This window comes from Frankia sp. CgJB1 (assembly GCF_977947065.1).
On sequence record NZ_CDWTNB010000085.1, the window covers coordinates 1 to 16,425 of the forward strand.

At 68.8% G+C, this 16,425-nt stretch carries 17 protein-coding genes, 1 tRNA gene and 1 pseudogene; 11 read left to right on the forward strand and 8 right to left on the reverse strand.

Features of this window, described 5'->3' with window-relative positions:
- Nucleotides 1-218: 218 nt before the first annotated feature.
- From AC08OT_RS11475 to AC08OT_RS11485, 3 genes and pseudogenes are all read right to left on the reverse strand, one after another.
- Nucleotides 219-308 (reverse strand): annotated as a pseudogene (locus AC08OT_RS11475) (IS5/IS1182 family transposase); the annotation flags it as partial.
- Between the two features lie 116 nt (nt 309-424).
- A complete protein-coding gene (locus AC08OT_RS11480; protein WP_476595991.1) occupies nt 425-997 on the reverse strand; it encodes a bacterial proteasome activator family protein in 573 nt (190 codons plus the stop codon).
- Between the two features lie 82 nt (nt 998-1,079).
- The gene (locus AC08OT_RS11485; RefSeq protein ID WP_476602806.1) at nt 1,080-2,072 is read right to left on the reverse strand and encodes an NAD(P)H-quinone oxidoreductase; all 993 of its coding nucleotides are present in this window, start codon (nt 2,070-2,072) and stop codon (nt 1,080-1,082) included.
- 883 nt (nt 2,073-2,955) lie between these two features.
- Between AC08OT_RS11485 and AC08OT_RS11490 the strand changes: the two genes are divergently transcribed.
- From AC08OT_RS11490 to AC08OT_RS11505, 4 genes are all read left to right on the forward strand, one after another.
- Nucleotides 2,956-3,729, forward strand: coding sequence for a SigE family RNA polymerase sigma factor (locus tag AC08OT_RS11490; protein ID WP_476593777.1), 774 nt, complete (start codon nt 2,956-2,958; stop codon nt 3,727-3,729).
- Between the two features lie 658 nt (nt 3,730-4,387).
- Complete coding sequence (locus tag AC08OT_RS11495) at nt 4,388-5,308, forward strand: hypothetical protein (RefSeq protein ID WP_476593778.1); 921 nt, start codon at nt 4,388-4,390, stop codon at nt 5,306-5,308.
- Nucleotides 5,309-5,710: 402 nt separating this feature from the next.
- Nucleotides 5,711-6,145: a hypothetical protein gene (locus AC08OT_RS11500; RefSeq protein WP_476593779.1), complete on the forward strand. Its 435-nt coding sequence runs from the start codon at nt 5,711-5,713 to the stop codon at nt 6,143-6,145.
- Nucleotides 6,145-6,582, forward strand: coding sequence for a DUF3817 domain-containing protein (locus tag AC08OT_RS11505; protein WP_476593780.1), 438 nt, complete (start codon nt 6,145-6,147; stop codon nt 6,580-6,582). The genes AC08OT_RS11500 and AC08OT_RS11505 overlap by 1 nt, the downstream gene beginning before the upstream one ends.
- 135 nt (nt 6,583-6,717) lie before the next feature.
- On the opposite strand, the gene AC08OT_RS11510 is transcribed toward AC08OT_RS11505, so the two are convergent.
- Complete coding sequence (locus AC08OT_RS11510; RefSeq protein WP_476593781.1) at nt 6,718-7,293, reverse strand: hypothetical protein; 576 nt, start codon at nt 7,291-7,293, stop codon at nt 6,718-6,720.
- 356 nt (nt 7,294-7,649) lie between these two features.
- Nucleotides 7,650-8,015 (reverse strand): FDXHR family putative zinc-binding protein, encoded by a 366-nt coding sequence (locus AC08OT_RS11515; RefSeq protein ID WP_476593782.1) that lies wholly within the window; start codon nt 8,013-8,015, stop codon nt 7,650-7,652.
- 264 nt (nt 8,016-8,279) lie between these two features.
- On the opposite strand from AC08OT_RS11515, the gene AC08OT_RS11520 reads away from it, so the two are divergent.
- Complete coding sequence (locus AC08OT_RS11520) at nt 8,280-8,414, forward strand: hypothetical protein (RefSeq protein WP_476593783.1); 135 nt, start codon at nt 8,280-8,282, stop codon at nt 8,412-8,414.
- Nucleotides 8,415-8,981: 567 nt separating this feature from the next.
- Here the strand turns inward: AC08OT_RS11520 and AC08OT_RS11525 are convergent.
- Both AC08OT_RS11525 and AC08OT_RS11530 read right to left on the reverse strand, forming a co-directional pair.
- Nucleotides 8,982-9,070, reverse strand: a tRNA-Ser gene (locus tag AC08OT_RS11525).
- A gap of 426 nt (nt 9,071-9,496) precedes the next feature.
- Nucleotides 9,497-9,913, reverse strand: coding sequence for a hypothetical protein (locus tag AC08OT_RS11530; protein WP_476593784.1), 417 nt, complete (start codon nt 9,911-9,913; stop codon nt 9,497-9,499).
- A gap of 245 nt (nt 9,914-10,158) precedes the next feature.
- On the opposite strand from AC08OT_RS11530, the gene AC08OT_RS11535 reads away from it, so the two are divergent.
- The 6 genes from AC08OT_RS11535 to AC08OT_RS11560 all read left to right on the forward strand — a co-directional run bounded on the left by AC08OT_RS11535 (nt 10,159) and on the right by AC08OT_RS11560 (nt 15,253).
- A complete protein-coding gene (locus tag AC08OT_RS11535; protein ID WP_476593786.1) occupies nt 10,159-10,305 on the forward strand; it encodes an integrase core domain-containing protein in 147 nt (48 codons plus the stop codon).
- Nucleotides 10,306-10,877: 572 nt separating this feature from the next.
- Nucleotides 10,878-12,386: a sensor histidine kinase gene (locus tag AC08OT_RS11540; protein ID WP_476602807.1), complete on the forward strand. Its 1,509-nt coding sequence runs from the start codon at nt 10,878-10,880 to the stop codon at nt 12,384-12,386.
- A gap of 3 nt (nt 12,387-12,389) precedes the next feature.
- Complete coding sequence (locus AC08OT_RS11545) at nt 12,390-12,800, forward strand: roadblock/LC7 domain-containing protein (RefSeq protein ID WP_023840687.1); 411 nt, start codon at nt 12,390-12,392, stop codon at nt 12,798-12,800.
- Complete coding sequence (locus AC08OT_RS11550; RefSeq protein WP_476594610.1) at nt 12,797-13,171, forward strand: DUF742 domain-containing protein; 375 nt, start codon at nt 12,797-12,799, stop codon at nt 13,169-13,171. The genes AC08OT_RS11545 and AC08OT_RS11550 overlap by 4 nt, the downstream gene beginning before the upstream one ends.
- The gene (locus AC08OT_RS11555) at nt 13,152-13,796 is read left to right on the forward strand and encodes a GTP-binding protein (protein WP_476594609.1); all 645 of its coding nucleotides are present in this window, start codon (nt 13,152-13,154) and stop codon (nt 13,794-13,796) included. The genes AC08OT_RS11550 and AC08OT_RS11555 overlap by 20 nt, the downstream gene beginning before the upstream one ends.
- A 2-nt stretch (nt 13,797-13,798) precedes the next feature.
- A complete protein-coding gene (locus AC08OT_RS11560) occupies nt 13,799-15,253 on the forward strand; it encodes a cytochrome P450 (protein ID WP_476594608.1) in 1,455 nt (484 codons plus the stop codon).
- Between the two features lie 81 nt (nt 15,254-15,334).
- Here AC08OT_RS11560 and AC08OT_RS11565 read toward each other — a convergent pair whose 3' ends face one another.
- The gene (locus tag AC08OT_RS11565; RefSeq protein WP_476602808.1) at nt 15,335-16,291 is read right to left on the reverse strand and encodes a terpene synthase family protein; all 957 of its coding nucleotides are present in this window, start codon (nt 16,289-16,291) and stop codon (nt 15,335-15,337) included.
- Between the last annotated feature and the right edge of the window lie 134 nt (nt 16,292-16,425).

Here is a 16,425-nt window from a genome sequence, read left to right on the forward strand (position 1 = left end):
GATCCAACTAGTGGAAGCGGCATTGGGTACAGCCTCCACCTTCTCATTCCCCCGTTTACACCGATCCCTGTTCAGGTTGGCGTCGCCACCTCAACTTTTATAAATCCCAAGACGCGGCTGTGCCGGATGGCTGACGACATCCCAGGCGCGGATCATCTTCCGCCCAAGCCGGATCATAACAGTCCCGCCACCGGCATTCGGGGCATCACGTGGATTGGATCGTGGTGACGGGACCGCCAGGCACACCCGGCCCGCACCCAGTAGGCCATCGCGTTCACGATCTCCCGCTGTTCGTGCACCGGCGGCCGGAGCCGCGAACGGCGGTAACCGACCGCAGACAGACCACAGACGATCTCGCGGTCCGCTGGTCCGCTGGTCCGCTGGTCCGGGACTCACGGATCGGGGACTCGCGAGTCCCGGACGGTCAGAGGTAGGCCCCGCGGCCGAACGTCTCGCTGCCGGGCTGCTGCCCGCTCGGCAAGGCCCGCCGGCGCATCTCCTCGAGCTGAGCCTTGGCGGCCATCTGTTGGGCGAACAGCGCGGTCTGCAGGCCGTGGAACAGACCCTCGAGCCAGCCGACCAGCTGTGCCTGGGCGATCCGCAGCTCGGCATCTGACGGCGTGCGCTCCTCGTCGAACGGCAGCGACAGCCGATCGAGTTCCGAGCGCAGGTCCGGGGCAAGCCCGTCGGAGAGCTCCTGGATGGAGCTGCGGTGGATCTCGCGCAGCCGGACTCGGCTCGCGTCGTCCAGCGGAGCGGCCCGGACCTCCTCCAGCAGCTGTTTGATCATGGTGCCGATGCGCATCACCTTGTCGGGCTGGGAGACCAGCGCGGCGATGGGGTTGCCGCCGTCCGGGTCCTCCGCAGCCTGCAGCGCCTGGTCACCGCCTGGGGCCAGCGGCCGCACCGGTCGGTTGAGTACCCCCGAGTCCGCGGTCTCGTGCAGCGCGCCGTCAGGCCCGACGACCACGACGCGGGGTTCCGGTTGATCCGTCATGCCCCCCTATCCTGCCCCGTGATCCGCCTCTCACGGCACTGGCTTCGCCTCCACGGTCACGCCGAGTGTCACCCATCGAGGGTCATTCCGGGATCGTGAGTACTACCTTTCCGATATGTCCGAAATCAGCCACATGCTGGTGTGCCCGCGCGACCTCGGTGATCGGCAACACCCGATCGACGACCGGCCGGATCGCCCCCGCCTCGATCGCCGGCCAGAAGTCGCCGCGGACACCGGCCACGATGTCGGCCTTCTCCTCGACCGGCCGCCCGCGCAGCGACGCGGCGTGGACCGCCGCCCGCTTGGTGAGCAGGGCGCCGAGGTTGAGCTCCCCTTTCACCCCGCCCTGCAGGCCGATGACTACCAGGCGGCCTCCCACGGCCAACACGGCGACGTTGCGGGCGAGATACACCGCGCCCATGTTGTCGAGGATGACGTCCGCCCCGTGGCCGTTGGTAGTCTCGCGGATCCTGGCAACGAAGTCGTCGTCGCGGTAGGAGACCGCGAGGTGGGCGCCGAGCCCCCGCACCCTGGCCAGTTTGGCCGCAGTGCCGGCGGTGGTCGCGACCAGCGCGTTCGGACGTAGCGCGCGGACCGCCTGGATCGCGAAGGTCCCGATGCCGGACGCCCCGCCGTGCACGAGGAAGACCTCATGGTCGCGCAGACCGGCGATGCCGAAGACCGTGGAGTACACCGTGCAGGCCACCTCGGGCAGAGCGGCCGCCGTGATGAGGTCGACCCCGGCCGGGACCGGCAGCACCTGGCCGACCGGCACGTTCACCCGACTCGCGTAGCCGCCCCCGCTGAGCAACGCGCACACCTCGGCCCCGACCTCGACCCGGTCCACGCCGACGCCGAGAGCCGCCACCCGCCCGGAGCACTCCATCCCGATGATCTCAGAGGCGCCGGGCGGCGGCGGGTAGAAACCTTGCCGCTGGAGCAGGTCCGCGCGGTTCACCGCCGTCGCGACCACCTCCAGGGTGACCTCGCCGGGCCCCGGGGCAGGAGGGTCAGCCACCGTCGACCACGTCATGACCTCGGGCCCACCGGGCGCTTTCACCGTCACAGCATGCACCCGTCACACGCTACGGCTCCTCGGCACGCGACGCCGCGGCATCATCCGGCGTGCGGGCATGTTCATGCCACGGCCGTACAGATGTTCCGGTGGGATGGACGACGCCGGCTCGGGCCTCAGACCGGCTCGGGCTCCGGTTGGGGTGAGCCGGGAGCCGGCTCGGTATACGGCGAGGGCTCGTGCGGAGCCGGCGGCAGGTCAGGAGCGTCGGGCAGGAGCGGGCCTGGATCATCCGGGATCGGGGCGTCCGGATCGAGCGGGGGCGGGGGACTCGGGCGATGGGGACGGACGGCCTCGGGCATCGCGACAGACGGGGTAAACAGACCAGACCGGGTAGACAGGACAGACACAGATTTCGCCGTACCCGGCGGGCGTCGCGGCGGAAACGTCTTCCTAGCATCCCATGTCGGCCGCTCGACCCTCGCCGCGGCCTGATCGCCGGCCATCCCGCTGGACCGGCGTCGCGCATCCGTGCGCCGCCCCGTCCTCGCGACCGTCCCGCCCGGATCTCGGTTCATCGGCTCGCACCTCCGGCCCTATGCCGTCAAGTCCTATGCCCCTATGTCCTATAATGTGGCTGCCTCGGCCGGTCCGAGACGGGTTTGTCCCCGTGGCCGATGCCAACGCGCGCCAGGACCATCACCATGCGTGGCCAGCCCGACATCATCGGACCGAGGGTAAAGCCACTGCTTCGAGCGTATTAACAGTGACCGCCCCACTCGGCATCCAGGTACCACGACGCATACCCGATCGAGTCGCTACCGTCATATGCACATCGCCCTGAACTCATGGTTCTCTGCAACCAGTGACAGACGACCACAGCATCGGCTGTCCGGCCGGCGCCGCGGACGCGCCGGCCTCGACGGGCCCGGGGAGCGTGCCAGTGGAAGCGGTCGCGGCCGACGACGAGCCCGAACATCCCCATACCCAGGCGGAGTTTCATGCCTTCTTCGAGAGACATCACCGCGAGCTGAGCCGGTTTGCGTATCTCCTGACTGGCGATCACGACGTCGCGGACGACATCACCGCGGACGCTCTGACGGCCGCCTGGTCCGCATGGGACCGGGTCCGCTCCGCAGACCTTCCACTGGCGTGTGTCCGGCGGATCGTCGCCAACCTGGCGGCCGACCGGGTCCGGAAGGTCGTCCGCGAGCGACGCGGGCTGCTCTTCCTTGGTCAGCGGGCCGACCAGTCGGCGCGGATACCCGATCTCCCCGCGGTCATGGATCTGCGCTCCGCGCTGATGACACTGCCGCCGGGCAAACGTGCGTGTGTCGTGCTCCGCTACGCCTTCGACCTGTCGGAGATCGAGACGGCTCGCACGCTGGGTATCTCCGTCGGCACGGTGAAGAGCCAGACCGCCAAGGGAGTCGCCGAACTGGAGCGGATTCTCCAGAACACCGAGCTACCGCCGGCCGGTGCCGCGGAGGTGGCGAGGCCACAGGTAGCGTCCGGTCAGTCGGGCACGTCACGCGGCGCCACATCCCGATCGGGCGGTTCCCGGGTGAATGGGTCCCGATCGGGCTCGGGTCGCCTGGGACGGCGGCGGTGCAGTGGTCAGTCCGGCAAACCGGCGGGTCCGAGCCGGTCGGCGTTCGCCTGCCTCGGCCGCGTCAAGCTATGGCCCTGGTGGCAACAGCGAGTCGGCGAGGCATAGATGACGCAGAAGGCGCCCGGGGTTCCAGGGGCCCGATCATGATGCGCAGGGTGGCGCGGCAGCGCGGCGCGGCGGGCCTCCGGCCGATTGCCGTCCCTCCGCTCCGGGGACGGGTGACCGCGTGACTAGCGACCGCGGAACGGGCGACCGTGGAACCAACAGCTCGAGCGCGGATGGTCGAGGGTCAGCCGATCGTGTCGGCGAGTTCCGCGGCGGCGACGGTCATGGCGGCAATCTGGGGGAGCTCCCGTTCCCCGACCGACTCCGCGGCATGCTGAGCGCCGAGATGGGCCGGCACCGCCCCGACTCCGATCGCATCCGCAGACGTGTCGCGGCGGCAGTCGATGCTCCCCTGAGCGGCACGATCATCCGCCCCCTCGGCCCGAGCGGTCCACTCGGCGCGAACGGACCACTCGGCGCGAACGGACCACTCAGACCGCCTGGTTCGATCGGCTCCAGCACCCGGACCGAGGATGGCCGGATCATCACCCGGCAGCACCGCCTGGGCCGTACCGTCACGAAGGCCCCATCGAGCCGACGGCGCCGATCCAGCCGGTCTACCAGCCCCGACCGGCTCCCCCGGTCCCACAACTGGCCCCGTTCCCGGCGGCACTCGGTTGCCCGACGCGGCACGATCGCGGGGGCGCTACTCGCCATCGTGAGCATCATGGCCTTGACGGCCCTGGCCCTGCTGGGGCCGTCAGGATCGAACTCCCCGGCTCCGCCCACGACGACCGTCACGGCGAAGCCGCGGCCGTCCGCCACGCCGGTCACGACGTCTCCGGTCGTGTGGACGCCGGCCGCGTCGCCCCAGGCCACCACGGTGGTCCCACCGGAACCGGCCAAGTCGAGCCCCGCCGGAACATCCGGGGGCAGCGCCGCCGTCCCGGACGCGACGAGCGACGCGAGCGCCGCACGGAGGTCCGCCGGCCCGGACCCGGCGGACCCGGGGTCCGCGAGCGGTGGTGGCGGCGCACCGTCACCGTCCGCGGGACCGTCCGCGAACCATGGTGACAGCAGATCCTCCCTGCCCAGCGGAACGTTCGCGGGCATCGGCGGCGGGATCTACACCAGCACCGTCGCCCCCTTCCCCAGTGGGTCACAGGTGCGGCTTCCGGGCCCCGGAACTCTCGACTGGGTGCTGTTCGGGGGCTCGTGGAACGGTGTGCAGAACCGGGCCGCCATTGTGATGCCGCTGATCGACACCGGCACCCTGCTGGGCACGTCCGTGCCGTCATCCTCCGGATTCGACTGGACGGAGGGCACGCCGGTCGCGACCGGCGTGGACGACACCGACCGGCTGTCCCTGCAGGGCTCGGCCCGGCTGACGGTCTTCGTCTCGCAGTCTCCGCTCACCCTGGACGTCCTCCTCGGATCCGGTTCCGGGCGGGTACAGATTATCGTCACCTCCATCGGCGGCACGCAGACCTTCACCCAGACCCTGCCTTCACCGATCGCCGATGGCTCGGCCGATGGAGTGGTGAGCATCGGGCTGCCGGCCGGAATCGGCACGACGTCGATCACCATCTCCAGCGGGGGCACGTCGGGTTGGACACTGGCGGCCGCAGTCCTGCGCTGACGGCGTGGGTCTGCGCGGTTACGTGGGTCTGCACTTGACCATGCGGAACCATGGGGAACCATGCGGACGAAAAATCTTCACAACGACGGCAACCAATCAACCTCCGCCGGACGACTGACAGATGAACGCCATACCGGCCCCCCGCGCCAGGAGGTCCGGCGGTGTTTCGGCCCGTTCGCTCCCCGGCTAACCCCCCCAGCCCGGCGGACGGGTCGCCAAGCGGCCGCCGACGGCGGCACGCGGGCTGGCCGGCCCGGCCAAGGTCGGCCAGCCCCTCGCGCCCCCTCCCACGCCGCCCGGCGCCCCGGTCCCGGGTGTGAGTCCGGTCCGGGTGTGAGTCCGGTCGCGGGAAGGTGCCACGCGCCCTACGCTGACCGGCCGGGGAGAGGTAGCGTCAACCTCGTGCGTCGGCTGCTGTTGTCACCCTCGTGGATCGCGCGTCATCTCCTCGCGCTCTTCCTGATCGCATTCTTCATCCGCATGGGCATCTGGCAGCTGACGAAGGGCGAATCCCCGCAGGGATCGTTGCAAAACCTCTTCTACGGGGTCGAGTGGCCTGTCTTCGCCGCCTTCGTCGTGTACTGGTGGGTGAAGATGATGAAGGAGGATCTGGCGCCCAAGGACACCACCGGGCCGCGGTGGGGTGCCCACGGCCGGATCGCCCCCGAGGCGCCATGGCGACCGGATCTCGACACGGGCCCCAAAATGCTGACGACCGGCACCGCCGAGCAGTCCGCCGAGGACGACGAACTCGACGCCTACAACCGCTATCTCGCCTTACTGTACGAGCGTGACGCCCTTCGGGACGCCCTCAAGCACATCAACGGAGCCCGCTGATGACGGCATTGCCCGACCCCACCCGTACGGCCACCACAGGACGTGCCTCCGCGACGGCGATTCGCGCATCCCTGCTGCGGTATCGGGCCATCGCCTACATCGTCGGTGTGGGGCTGATCGCGCTGGTGTGCATCGGCATGCCGATGAAGTACATCGGCGGCAACGACGCGATCGTGGCGGCCGTCGGCCCGCTCCACGGTGTGCTGTACATGGTGTATCTCGCCGCTTCCTTCGATCTGGCGAACCGTTGCCGGCTGTCCTCGACCCGGACGATCACGATCATGCTTGCCGGCACCATCCCGTTCCTGTCGTTCTTCGCCGAGCGGCGGGTCACCTCCCTTGTGCGGGAGAGCCAGCTGTCCGCCGCCGCGGCTCCGGCCGGCCCGGCCACCGGGCCCACCAAGCCCGCGCAGAGCGCCGAGGCCTCCACAACCTGACGGACCTGAGGACCGGCCTGACGGCGTCGAGAGACGTCGGGACCTCTCAGGGCAAGGACATCTCAGGGCAGGCCGACGCAGGCAGAAGCCAACGCGCCGGGAGACGCAGAAGCCGACGCGCCGGGAGACGTCGCCTCAGGACACGTCCGAGTCAACTCCAGCCAGGCGGAGCGCCGCCGGTGCGGGGCGGCGGAGACGGGCGGGCACGGCGATCGTCAGGACCTCACCGGCGGTGAGCCGCCGGAGCCGGGCCAACCGGGAGGGCGGAGCGAGCATCTCCGCGGACAGCACCTGGTCAGCCTCGGTACCGAAGGCAAACAGGCGCCCGTCCGACCAAGTGATCAGTTCGTCGGCCGTACTGGCGGGTCGCACGAGGACCAGCTGGGCGCGCCGCGGGTCCCAGACGATCGTCACCGTCCGCGTGGTGGACCGGAGTAACGCCCACTTGCCGCCGCTGCGGTAGGCGGCCGCCAGCATCCGGGCCGTCTCGTTTCCCTCGGGACGGCGGGACGGACGATCCGCGATCACCACGAGCCCCGCGTCGTCGACCGCGATCGGCGGAGTCGGGTCCGCCCGCAGGTCCGCGGCGGTCACCGTCCCGAATGCTCCGTCGAGGTGGACACCGCGTGCGGCGGGCAGCCCAAACGACGATGAAGCCAGCATGGCGGTCAGGGACGCCCGCCGGACGTCCACCCCGTCCAGCCGGACCAATCCGCAGACCGTTATCCGTTCCTCCGTCCTCAGCCCGCGATCCTCGATCCGCGATCCGATGGCGCACGGCACGGACGGAATCCCGGCCGGATGATCGACACGGTGCGGCGGCGTTCACGGGTGCTCCAGCGCCGGAACGTAGCAGTTTCTCGCCCGCCTCACCGGTCCGTTGCACGGAATCGCCGAGTGGTTCCGGCCTTCGGTGCCGGGCCTCACCGTCGTGATCCGGGCTCGGCCAGGACAGCGGCTCGAAAACACATCGGCCGCCTACCGGCCGCCGATCGCCCGTGACCGAGACGTCCGGCGGAAACCGGCCGCATGCGGAGGAAGACCGCGGTCACGGGGGAAGGACGGACTCAGGCCACGTTGGCGCCCGACGGCTCACGCTCCCGCTTGACCCGACGAGTCGCGATCACCGGATGAGCCGGGCAATCGACCAGATGCTCATCGAAGCCCTGCACCGTCGGCCAGGACTGGTGGCAGGACCCGCAATGGGTCGTGGCCGGATCGGTCCACCGCTCTTCACAGCCGGCACAACTGGCCGTGACCGGGATCTGCACTGTCTTGTCGGGCTGCCGGCGACGAGAGACCTGGATCGGCAACGCCTGTTGGATGGATTGTTCATCTGGGGAACGGAGTGTGACGGAAACCGCGCGTGGACGCCGGGGTGGGGTGTTGGCGGCCGGGATCGCGCGAGGGGATGTCGACCGACGGGGAGGCACCCGGCCATCCTGTCGCAGACCTGCACAAGCGTCACGCAACCGGCTGTCGAGTGTTCAGGGTGATTGTCCTGCGGCAACGCTTCCGGAGCTCGCGAACCAGAGCGTTCCGCCCGGACGGATCGTCATCGGCGACGGCCGACCGCTAGCGGGAACCCGCGCCGGAAACAACCGTGCCGGGCCGAGCGACGCCTGGAACATCGCCGGACAGTCAAAAAATGACTACTGATACCCAGCAATACCACTGGACTAGCTATAGTCAAGCGCATGGCGGACGCCATCGCCAGGGCCGGCGGTGAGGGGATCCCGGGCGTGAGTGCCAGCGCACTGCTGCGAGGGTGGCGGGAGCGACGCCGGATCAGTCAACTCGGACTGGCGTTGCGAGTCGACAGTTCCGCCTGACGCATCAGTTTCATCGAGACCGGCCGCTCCATTCCGAGTCGCCCGATGGTGCTGCGCGGGCCACGTGCCCGTCGGTGCGGAACCGGATGAGCGGTTCCTGCCTGTCGCCGAGGCCGATGGTGCAGGATCCGTACATCGGATCGGAGTCGACCAGGCCCAGTCCCGCGAAGCAGGCCCAGTCCCGCTCAGAAGGGTTCGGCCTGCGGGCGACTGCGGCCCCGCACGACGAGCCTCTCCTGGAGAGAGATTCCCGCTCCTACACACCCACCCACAAAGTGCGCTTCGTGAGGCGGCCGAAGCGTGGAGGGTCAGTCACGGTTCACGGTCTCCACACCGTCGCTAACCCTCCACATTTCCCGCCGAGCCCGCATCCGCCGGGCCCGCTCGACAGCCATCACAGGGACGCTATCTGTCCACCTGCTGCACTCAGCGAGGCAGAACGCAGCGGGGACGGTGGCTGCGATCCCCGGTCACGTCCCAGCGTGCCCATTTCGTGCCCACAAGGATCTTCAGCTGTTCCAGGCTGATCGTCGCCAGCTGTCTCCGGCGACAAAAAGCCTGGTAAAGCGGAGGGCGTGGGATTCGAACCCACGACGAGGATCACTCCCCGTAGCGGTTTTCAAGACCGCCGCCATCGGCCACTAGGCGAGCCCTCCTGACCTGCGGAGACGACGTCAGGCTACGTCCGGCTCGCCGGAGTCCGCCCGCCATGTGCCCGCCGGGTGCGACTCCAGGATCTCACAGCCCGCGCCGGTGCTGTCCGCCACGTCACCCGTCGGCACCGGATCGGCCGCCGGGCAGTGGCCCGTCAGTGCGTCCGTGATCCGATCGTTGACGAGAGGCCAGCATGTAGCCCGCACATTGCCGAAATCCTCGTTTTAAGATCAAGACGCGGTGCGGGCCGCGCTTGCAGGTCCGAGCTGTTCGACGAACGCCCTCGTCGGCAGCGTGAGGAAACCAGCTGACGCAGGGAGCTGTCTTACCTCATGCTGTCAGATAGGGGATCGCGGTGCCCGCGATCGCGCTGCTTGCCCTGGCCACAGCGATTCACCCGGCGGTGTCCCACCGGCAGACGGCACCGATCACTCAGCCTCTCCTTGATCCGACCACGTTGGACCTCCGTGTCTGAGATTTCGGGTGCTGAGCCATCGGGTCACCGCGTCGGTGAGGACCACCTCGTACGGAAGGCCTCGCAGCTCGTCCGCGGTCACGTCCAGACCGCGCGCCCGCCCCAGGTCGGCCAGCCACGACCAGGGGTGGTCCTCACTGGGCTGTTCGCCATCAGGGAGTACGACGTTCAACACGTCTTGGGTGATGCTGTCGCGGGTCTCGCCGAACTGGCCCGCGCCAAGACCTGGATCACCGAGTATCCGGCTGACGGTGAAGCCGCGATCTTCATGAAAGATCACCCGCCGGCCGTCGTCCAGCGTGACGAACTCACTGACCGAGAAGCTCTGGGAACTCCCGTCGTCGGCGCGCGGCGCCCACAGATCACACAAGGCGCCCAGGCCGACGATGCGACCGGGCTCCGACAGGAGGAAGATCCTTGCGACCGACCGCGTCCGGGTACGGCTGCCAACTCCACTCCATACCGCTCACGTCCCCCACCTCGGGGTCCCGGGTAAACCGTTTGCAGTGCTCTTCAGTTCCACCTTAACCGTCAGCCACGGCGTGGCCGGCACGTTTGTGACCGGCCACGCGGCTGAGACGTGTTCTACCACAAGGAACTCATCCACACCCGCCCCTGGCCCACCTCGTCGACCTGAAAAGAAAGACCGCCGACTGGATAGAAAACTACTTCAACACAACACGTCGCCATTCGTCCCTCGAGTACTTGACACCCAGGGAATACGAGCCAGGCCACAGAAACATCAGTCAGCTGGCAGCCTAAAGGGCGTCCAAAAAAGCGGAAACACTCCAGCCAACTCCGGGTCGGCGCATTCACCCAAGCCGTCTTCTTCCTGGAGCAGGAAGAGATCTAGAAAAACCGACTTTGAAAATGCTCATTCCGGCTCCCGGAAGGCCACCTTTTCGCAACGGACCTACTGCGGTCCGCGAACCGATGGATTATCTCAGGAATCCCCGGCCTTCGGTTATTGCATAGTTGAATCCCCGTGCGACCGCGGGGCCGCCGACCCGGTGTCGGTGCGACCGGCCCACGCGACGCACATCGACCATGATCGATATCGGCGAAGTTCGACCGGATGTACAGCGGCGGCCGGCTACTCAAGGTCACTGATAGCGGCGCGGTGCGGTCTCGCCGAAGCCCTGGATATAACGTCAGACCCGTCCGGAGAGACATCAGAACCGCGAACACTGAGCAAGGTGGCCGCGTGCCCAGTCAGAACATCGCCGTCGGGCCCTCGTCGGCGCGCGAGTCTCTCCGCGGGCCGCGCCCGTGACTGTTCTCCCCGTCCCCGTCGGTCACCGACACACGCCCACGATCAGACCAAGGTTCTGCGAATGAAACGCAAGCGACCGTCGCCTCGTGGCTCGGAAAGCGACTTCTCCGTCGTCTACAGTGCTCTGGTAGCGGCAGCCCTGACCGCACTCTGTACAGTGGCCGCCATCCTTCTCGTCGCCCCGCACGCCCCGCGCGCTGTTGCCGTGTGCGGCCTCGTCGCGGCGGTCGCGATCGGCCTGGCCTGCGCCGAGATCCGCCGCCGCGGGCACGAGATCGTCCATCTGCGCCGTCGGCAGGCCGCCACCGAGCAGGAGCTCGTGCACCGCCTGGAGATACAGGAGGCCGAGACCAGCCGCCTCGCCGTTGAGGTGCTGCCCGCCGCGATCAGTCGGCTGCACCGCGGCGACTCGGTCGAGGAGGCGCTGTCCGACTCGAGCCAGTCGCCCGCCCTCGGCGCCGCGTTCATCAAGGCGCACGACGACGTGGTCCGCTCGGTCCTCGAAGCGGTCAAGGCGGAAGAGGACCTGCGCGACTCCTCGCAGCGCGCGTTCGTCAACGTCGCCCGTCGCGTCCAGGCCATCGTGCACCAGCAGTTCCAGGATCTGCGCGAGATGGAGGAGCGGCACGGCGGGAACCCCGATGTCTTCGACGACCTGCTCTGCCTCGACCACGGCACCGCGCTGATCGGCCGCCTCGCCGACTCGCTCGCCGTGCTCGGCGGATCCCGCCCCGGCCGGCAGTGGCAGCATCCGGTGCCGCTGTTCAACGTGCTGCGCGGCGCGATGTCCCGGATCATCGACTACCAACGCGTCGAACTGCACTCAGTGGTCGAGGTCGCCATCTCAGGACCCACCGTCGAACCGCTCATCCACGCGCTCGCCGAGCTGCTGGACAACGCCACCCGATACTCGCCGCCGCAGACCCGCGTGCACATGACCGCGGTCGAGGTGCAGTCCGGGATCGCGGTCGAGATCGAGGACGGCGGCGTCGGCCTCGACGAGGAGGCCCGGCTGCGCGCCGAGCGGGTGCTCGCCGAGGTCAAGTCGGGCCTCGACCTCGCCGACCTCGGCGGGAACCCGCACCTCGGCCTGTCCGTGGTCGGTCGGCTCGCGCAGACCCACCGCTTTCAGGTCTCGCTGCGGCCCTCGGCGTACGGCGGCGTGCGCGCCGTGCTGATCATCCCACGCGACCTGGCCACCGCCGTGCCGCTGTCCGCGGCCAGCCCGGGCGCCGCGGTCCGGCCGAACCCGAACACGCTGATGCCCGCCATCGCCCTGGAGCCGGAGGAGCCGCAGCACATCAAGATCAACAACAACGGCCTGCCGCAGCGCAGGCGCGGCGTCACCGCCCCGCTCGGCGGGAGCGGCAGCCAGCGGAGCCTGACCGCGCCGCGCGGGCTGCAGTCCGCCGCCCCGTCCCCGCCCGTGTCGAGTAACGCATCCGCTCCCGCCGCGCCGCCCCCGCCGCCCAGGCTGTGGCTTGCCGCGTTCCAGAACGCGGTCTCCGGCGAGGGAACGAGCACCCAGCACGCTTTGACTGACGATGCGTCGAGTAAGGAAAGCGAGTAGCCGATGGACCACCTGCGGCCCAGCATGGACTGGATGCTCAAGGACCTTGCGGAGAGCGTGCCGGGCACCCGGCATATCATCGTCCTGACCGCGGACGGCCTGCGCATGGCCCAGTACAACACGGATGTGGACACCGCCGACCGCCTCGCGGCCGCGTGCGCCGGCCTGCAGAGCCTGTCCGCCGCCGTCGGCGCCGAGTTCCCGCAGGGGGACAAGCGGATGCGGCTCGTGGTGATCGAGGTGGGCGGGGGATTCTTCTACCTCATGGCGGCCGGCGCGCGCGCGTACCTCGCGGTGCTGGCCGACGAAGGGGTGGACGCGGGGTTGATGGGACAGCAGATGCGCAACCTGGTCGCACGTATCGGTGAGCATCTCACCAGCCCGCCGCGGATGGAGGAGAGGACGGCCGGGTGACCCCGTCCCCGATCAACGACGCGTCCTCCGCCTGGGAGCAGGGCGGTCCCGAGCGCCTGTACGTCCTCACCGGCGGGCGCGGCGCCTCGGGCCGCCGGGCCGACATCGACCTGATCACCCTCGTGGTGGCGCGGGCCGCGGCCCGGCCCGAGATGCAGCCGGAACACGCGTCCATCCTGCGCATGTGTCACTGGCCCCTGTCCATGGCGGAGATCTCAGCGTACCTCAAGCTGCCGTTCAGCGTAGTCGCCATCCTGGTCTCCGACCTGCTCAGGGACTCGCTCGTCGAGGTGCGTGCCTCGGTGCGCATGGAAGGAATCGGCGATCCTGAACTGCTCAAGGCGGTGATGAATGGACTCCAGAGGCTCTGAGTTGGCCGTCGGGCCGGCACGCGACGACACGCTGCCCGCCTCGGCCGCCACCGCGGTCAAGATTGTCGTGGTCGGCGGGTTCGGCGTCGGCAAGACGACCCTGGTCGGCTCCGTCAGCGAGATCAGACCGCTGACGACCGAGGAGACGATGACCGAGGTCAGCGTCGGGGTGGACGACGTCCGCGGGGTCGAGCAGAAGGATGCGACCACCGTGGCCATGGACTTCGGCCGGATCACCATCAACGAGCAACTGGTGCTCTACCTGTTCGGCACGCCTGGGCAGCAGCGCTTCTGGTTCCTGTGGACCGGCCTGTTCGAGGGAGCCCTTGGTGCGGTCGTGCTGGTCGACACCCGGCGGCTCGAGGCCAGCTTCGACGTCATCGGGCGGCTCGAGGACGGCGGCGTGCCGTTCATCGTGGCCATCAACGTCTTCCCGGACGCCCCGAACCACCCGCTGGACGAGGTCCGTGCCGCGTTGGATCTGCCGGCCGTCGTGCCGATCGTCGCGTGCGACGCGCGCAGCCGGGCCTCGAGCCGGGACACCCTGCTGGCCCTCATGCGCTACCTGTACTGGCTGTCCACCCAATCCGCGGCCCCGGTGGCCGCCTCGGCCGCCACGGAGTAAGTGTGTCAACATCCATTCCCGAAGCAGGCGCGGAATCAGGCGCTGCGATCCCGCCGCCGGGGTGTCCGGCGCACGCGGCCTTCGCGCAGGATGCCGCACGGACCGCGCTCTACGGCCCGGAAGCGCAGCACGATCCCGGCGCGGTCTACGAGAAGCTCCGCGCGGAACACGGCAGGATCGCCCCGGTGGAACTCGAGGGTGGCGTCCCGGCCTGGCTGGTGCTCGGCTACCGGGAGAACATGGAGGTCGCTCGCACCCCGAGCCGGTTCACCCGGGACGCCCGGCTCTGGCGGGACTGGAACGAGGGCAGGATCGCCGCGGACGACCCGCTGCTTCCGCTCATCGGATGGCGTCCCGACGTCGTGTCCTACGATGGCGAGGAACATGCGCGGCTGCGCGCCGCGGTCAACGAGTGCCTGACCAGGTTCGACCGGCACGGCACCCGGCGGCACGTCCAGCGCTACGCGAACCAGCTGATCGACGGCTTTGTCGAGGACGGCCGCGCGGACCTGGTGACCCAGTTCGCCGTTTACCTTCCGATGCTCGTGCTGAGCCGGCTGGTCGGCCTGAGCGAGGGGTACGGCCGGAAACTGATCGAGGCCATCGTCGGCATGGTCAGCGGCGGCGAGGAGGCGTACGCGCACAACCAGTACATCATCGGCACCCTGCGGTCGCTGACCGAGGAGCGGCGCAGGGCCCCCGCGCACGACCTGGCGTCCTGGTTCGTCCAGCACCCCTCGGGGCTGAACGACGAGGAGGTGCTCAACCACCTGCGCCTCGTGATCGTGCTGGGCTACGAGGCCACGACGAACCTGGTCTCGAACACGCTGCGGATGGTGCTGACTGACCTCCGCTTCCGCGCGTCGCTCGCCGGCGGGCTCATGACGCTGCCGGACGCGGTCGAGCAGATGCTGTGGGACGATCCGCCGCTGCTGGTCTGCCCGGCGCGGTTCGCCACGCACGACATGCATTTCGCCGACAAGGAGATCCGCGAGGGCGACATGCTGCTGCTCGGCATCGCGGCGGGCAACGCGGATCCGGAGATCCGTCCGGATCTCGACGCGCCGATGCACGGCAACCGCTCGCACCTGGCGTTCAGTCGGGGCCCGCACGAGTGCTCGGGACAGGAGATCGCCCGCGCCATCACCGACACCGGCGTCGACGTGCTGCTCAACCGGCTACCCGACCTGCACCTCACGGTGCCGGAGGAGCAGCTGACCTGGACCGCCTCGACCTGGTCCCGGCACCTTGACGCGCTCCCGGTCAAGTTCGCCCCGCAGCGCCGCCCCGCCCCGCAGTCTGCGCCAGCCGCCCCGGCGTTCTCCGCCCCGGTGGTCGAGCCGAGTGCCGCGAAGGACGCGCTGGCGGCGGTGGCCGAGGCCGACGCGCAGGCCAGAGTGGACACCCGCCGCGGCTTCTGGGCCTCGCTGGGCGGCATGTTCCGCGGTCGACGCTAAGGGTTCACGGTCGGCTGACGTACCGCCGAGCGGCGCCGGGGAATCGCTCCCGGGCGCTACTCTTTTGTTTCCGACGCGCCGTCAGACCGCCTGCGGCGAGGTCAGCATGCGAGAGATCTCCTCGCGCGGCGGATCCGTGTCCATCAACAGTTCGTTGACGGCGGCCCACGCCTGGTAACCCCAGTTCCAGTCGTCGACGATCCTCGCACCCATCCGGGCCTGGGCGCGTTCTGCGTCGGTGAACTGCAGCACGTCGAAGGCCGTGTCAAGGCGCTGCTTTGTGGTGTGTATCGACTGGTCGAGCGTCCGCATCTCCTGCTCGCAACGAGCTCTTGCCTCTTGCCAATCGCAGCCGTCCTGGTCGCGGATGATCGCGATCAGGTTGCGCGGGTCGTCACGCTTCGCGTCGCGGACCGAGGAGTAGACGTCGTTGCAGTACACGATGATGTCGCTGGCCAGCCTGCGCAGCAGTCGCAGCTGGGTACAGTGGTGGATGTACGGCGCCAGATAGGTGAAATTCATCTTCTCGCCGAACACCAGGCACAGCGGCACCGCGCCGTTTCCCAGGCGTAGTTCCAAGTACTCTTCGACCGTCGTGTCCATCCGCCGGTCCCGCATCGCCGCATAAGTCGCCTGCGTGTTGAAGTACCATTCCCAGTGCTCGCTGACCCGAGCCACCCACTGGTCCGGCGAGCTGGCGGTCTGCCGCGCCCACAGGTCATGGAAGATCATCCCCATGGGGGACTTCGCGGGTCTCCCGTAGAGAATCCCGGTGAGCTCCGCGCTGATGACGTTGATGCGGCTGATGTCCGCCACGAGATCGTCGGTGAAGTCGTCGTAGATCCGGAAGAAGGCGTGGATGTCGTAAGCGAGTTCCAGCTCCGGCAGCGGGGCCAGAGGGTATACCCAGGCCGAAAGCGTGGCGTACCTCTCGGCCCGGGGTGTGCAGACCTGGAAGCAGGTGAGCCATTCGACGGTGTGCGCCAGGGCTTCGGCAGCGTTCTCGTTCGGCTGCCAGGAGCGTGCAGCTTCGTGCACCGTGAATTCGTAATGAAGTAATTAATGCAAGCCAATATGCGTCTTCGCAGGTCACGGGCTCGCGAGGACCCCGAAGTGAACAAGTTATTTCATTCCGAATCCTGTGAGGATCTGCTCGCCATTCATCGTGTCCG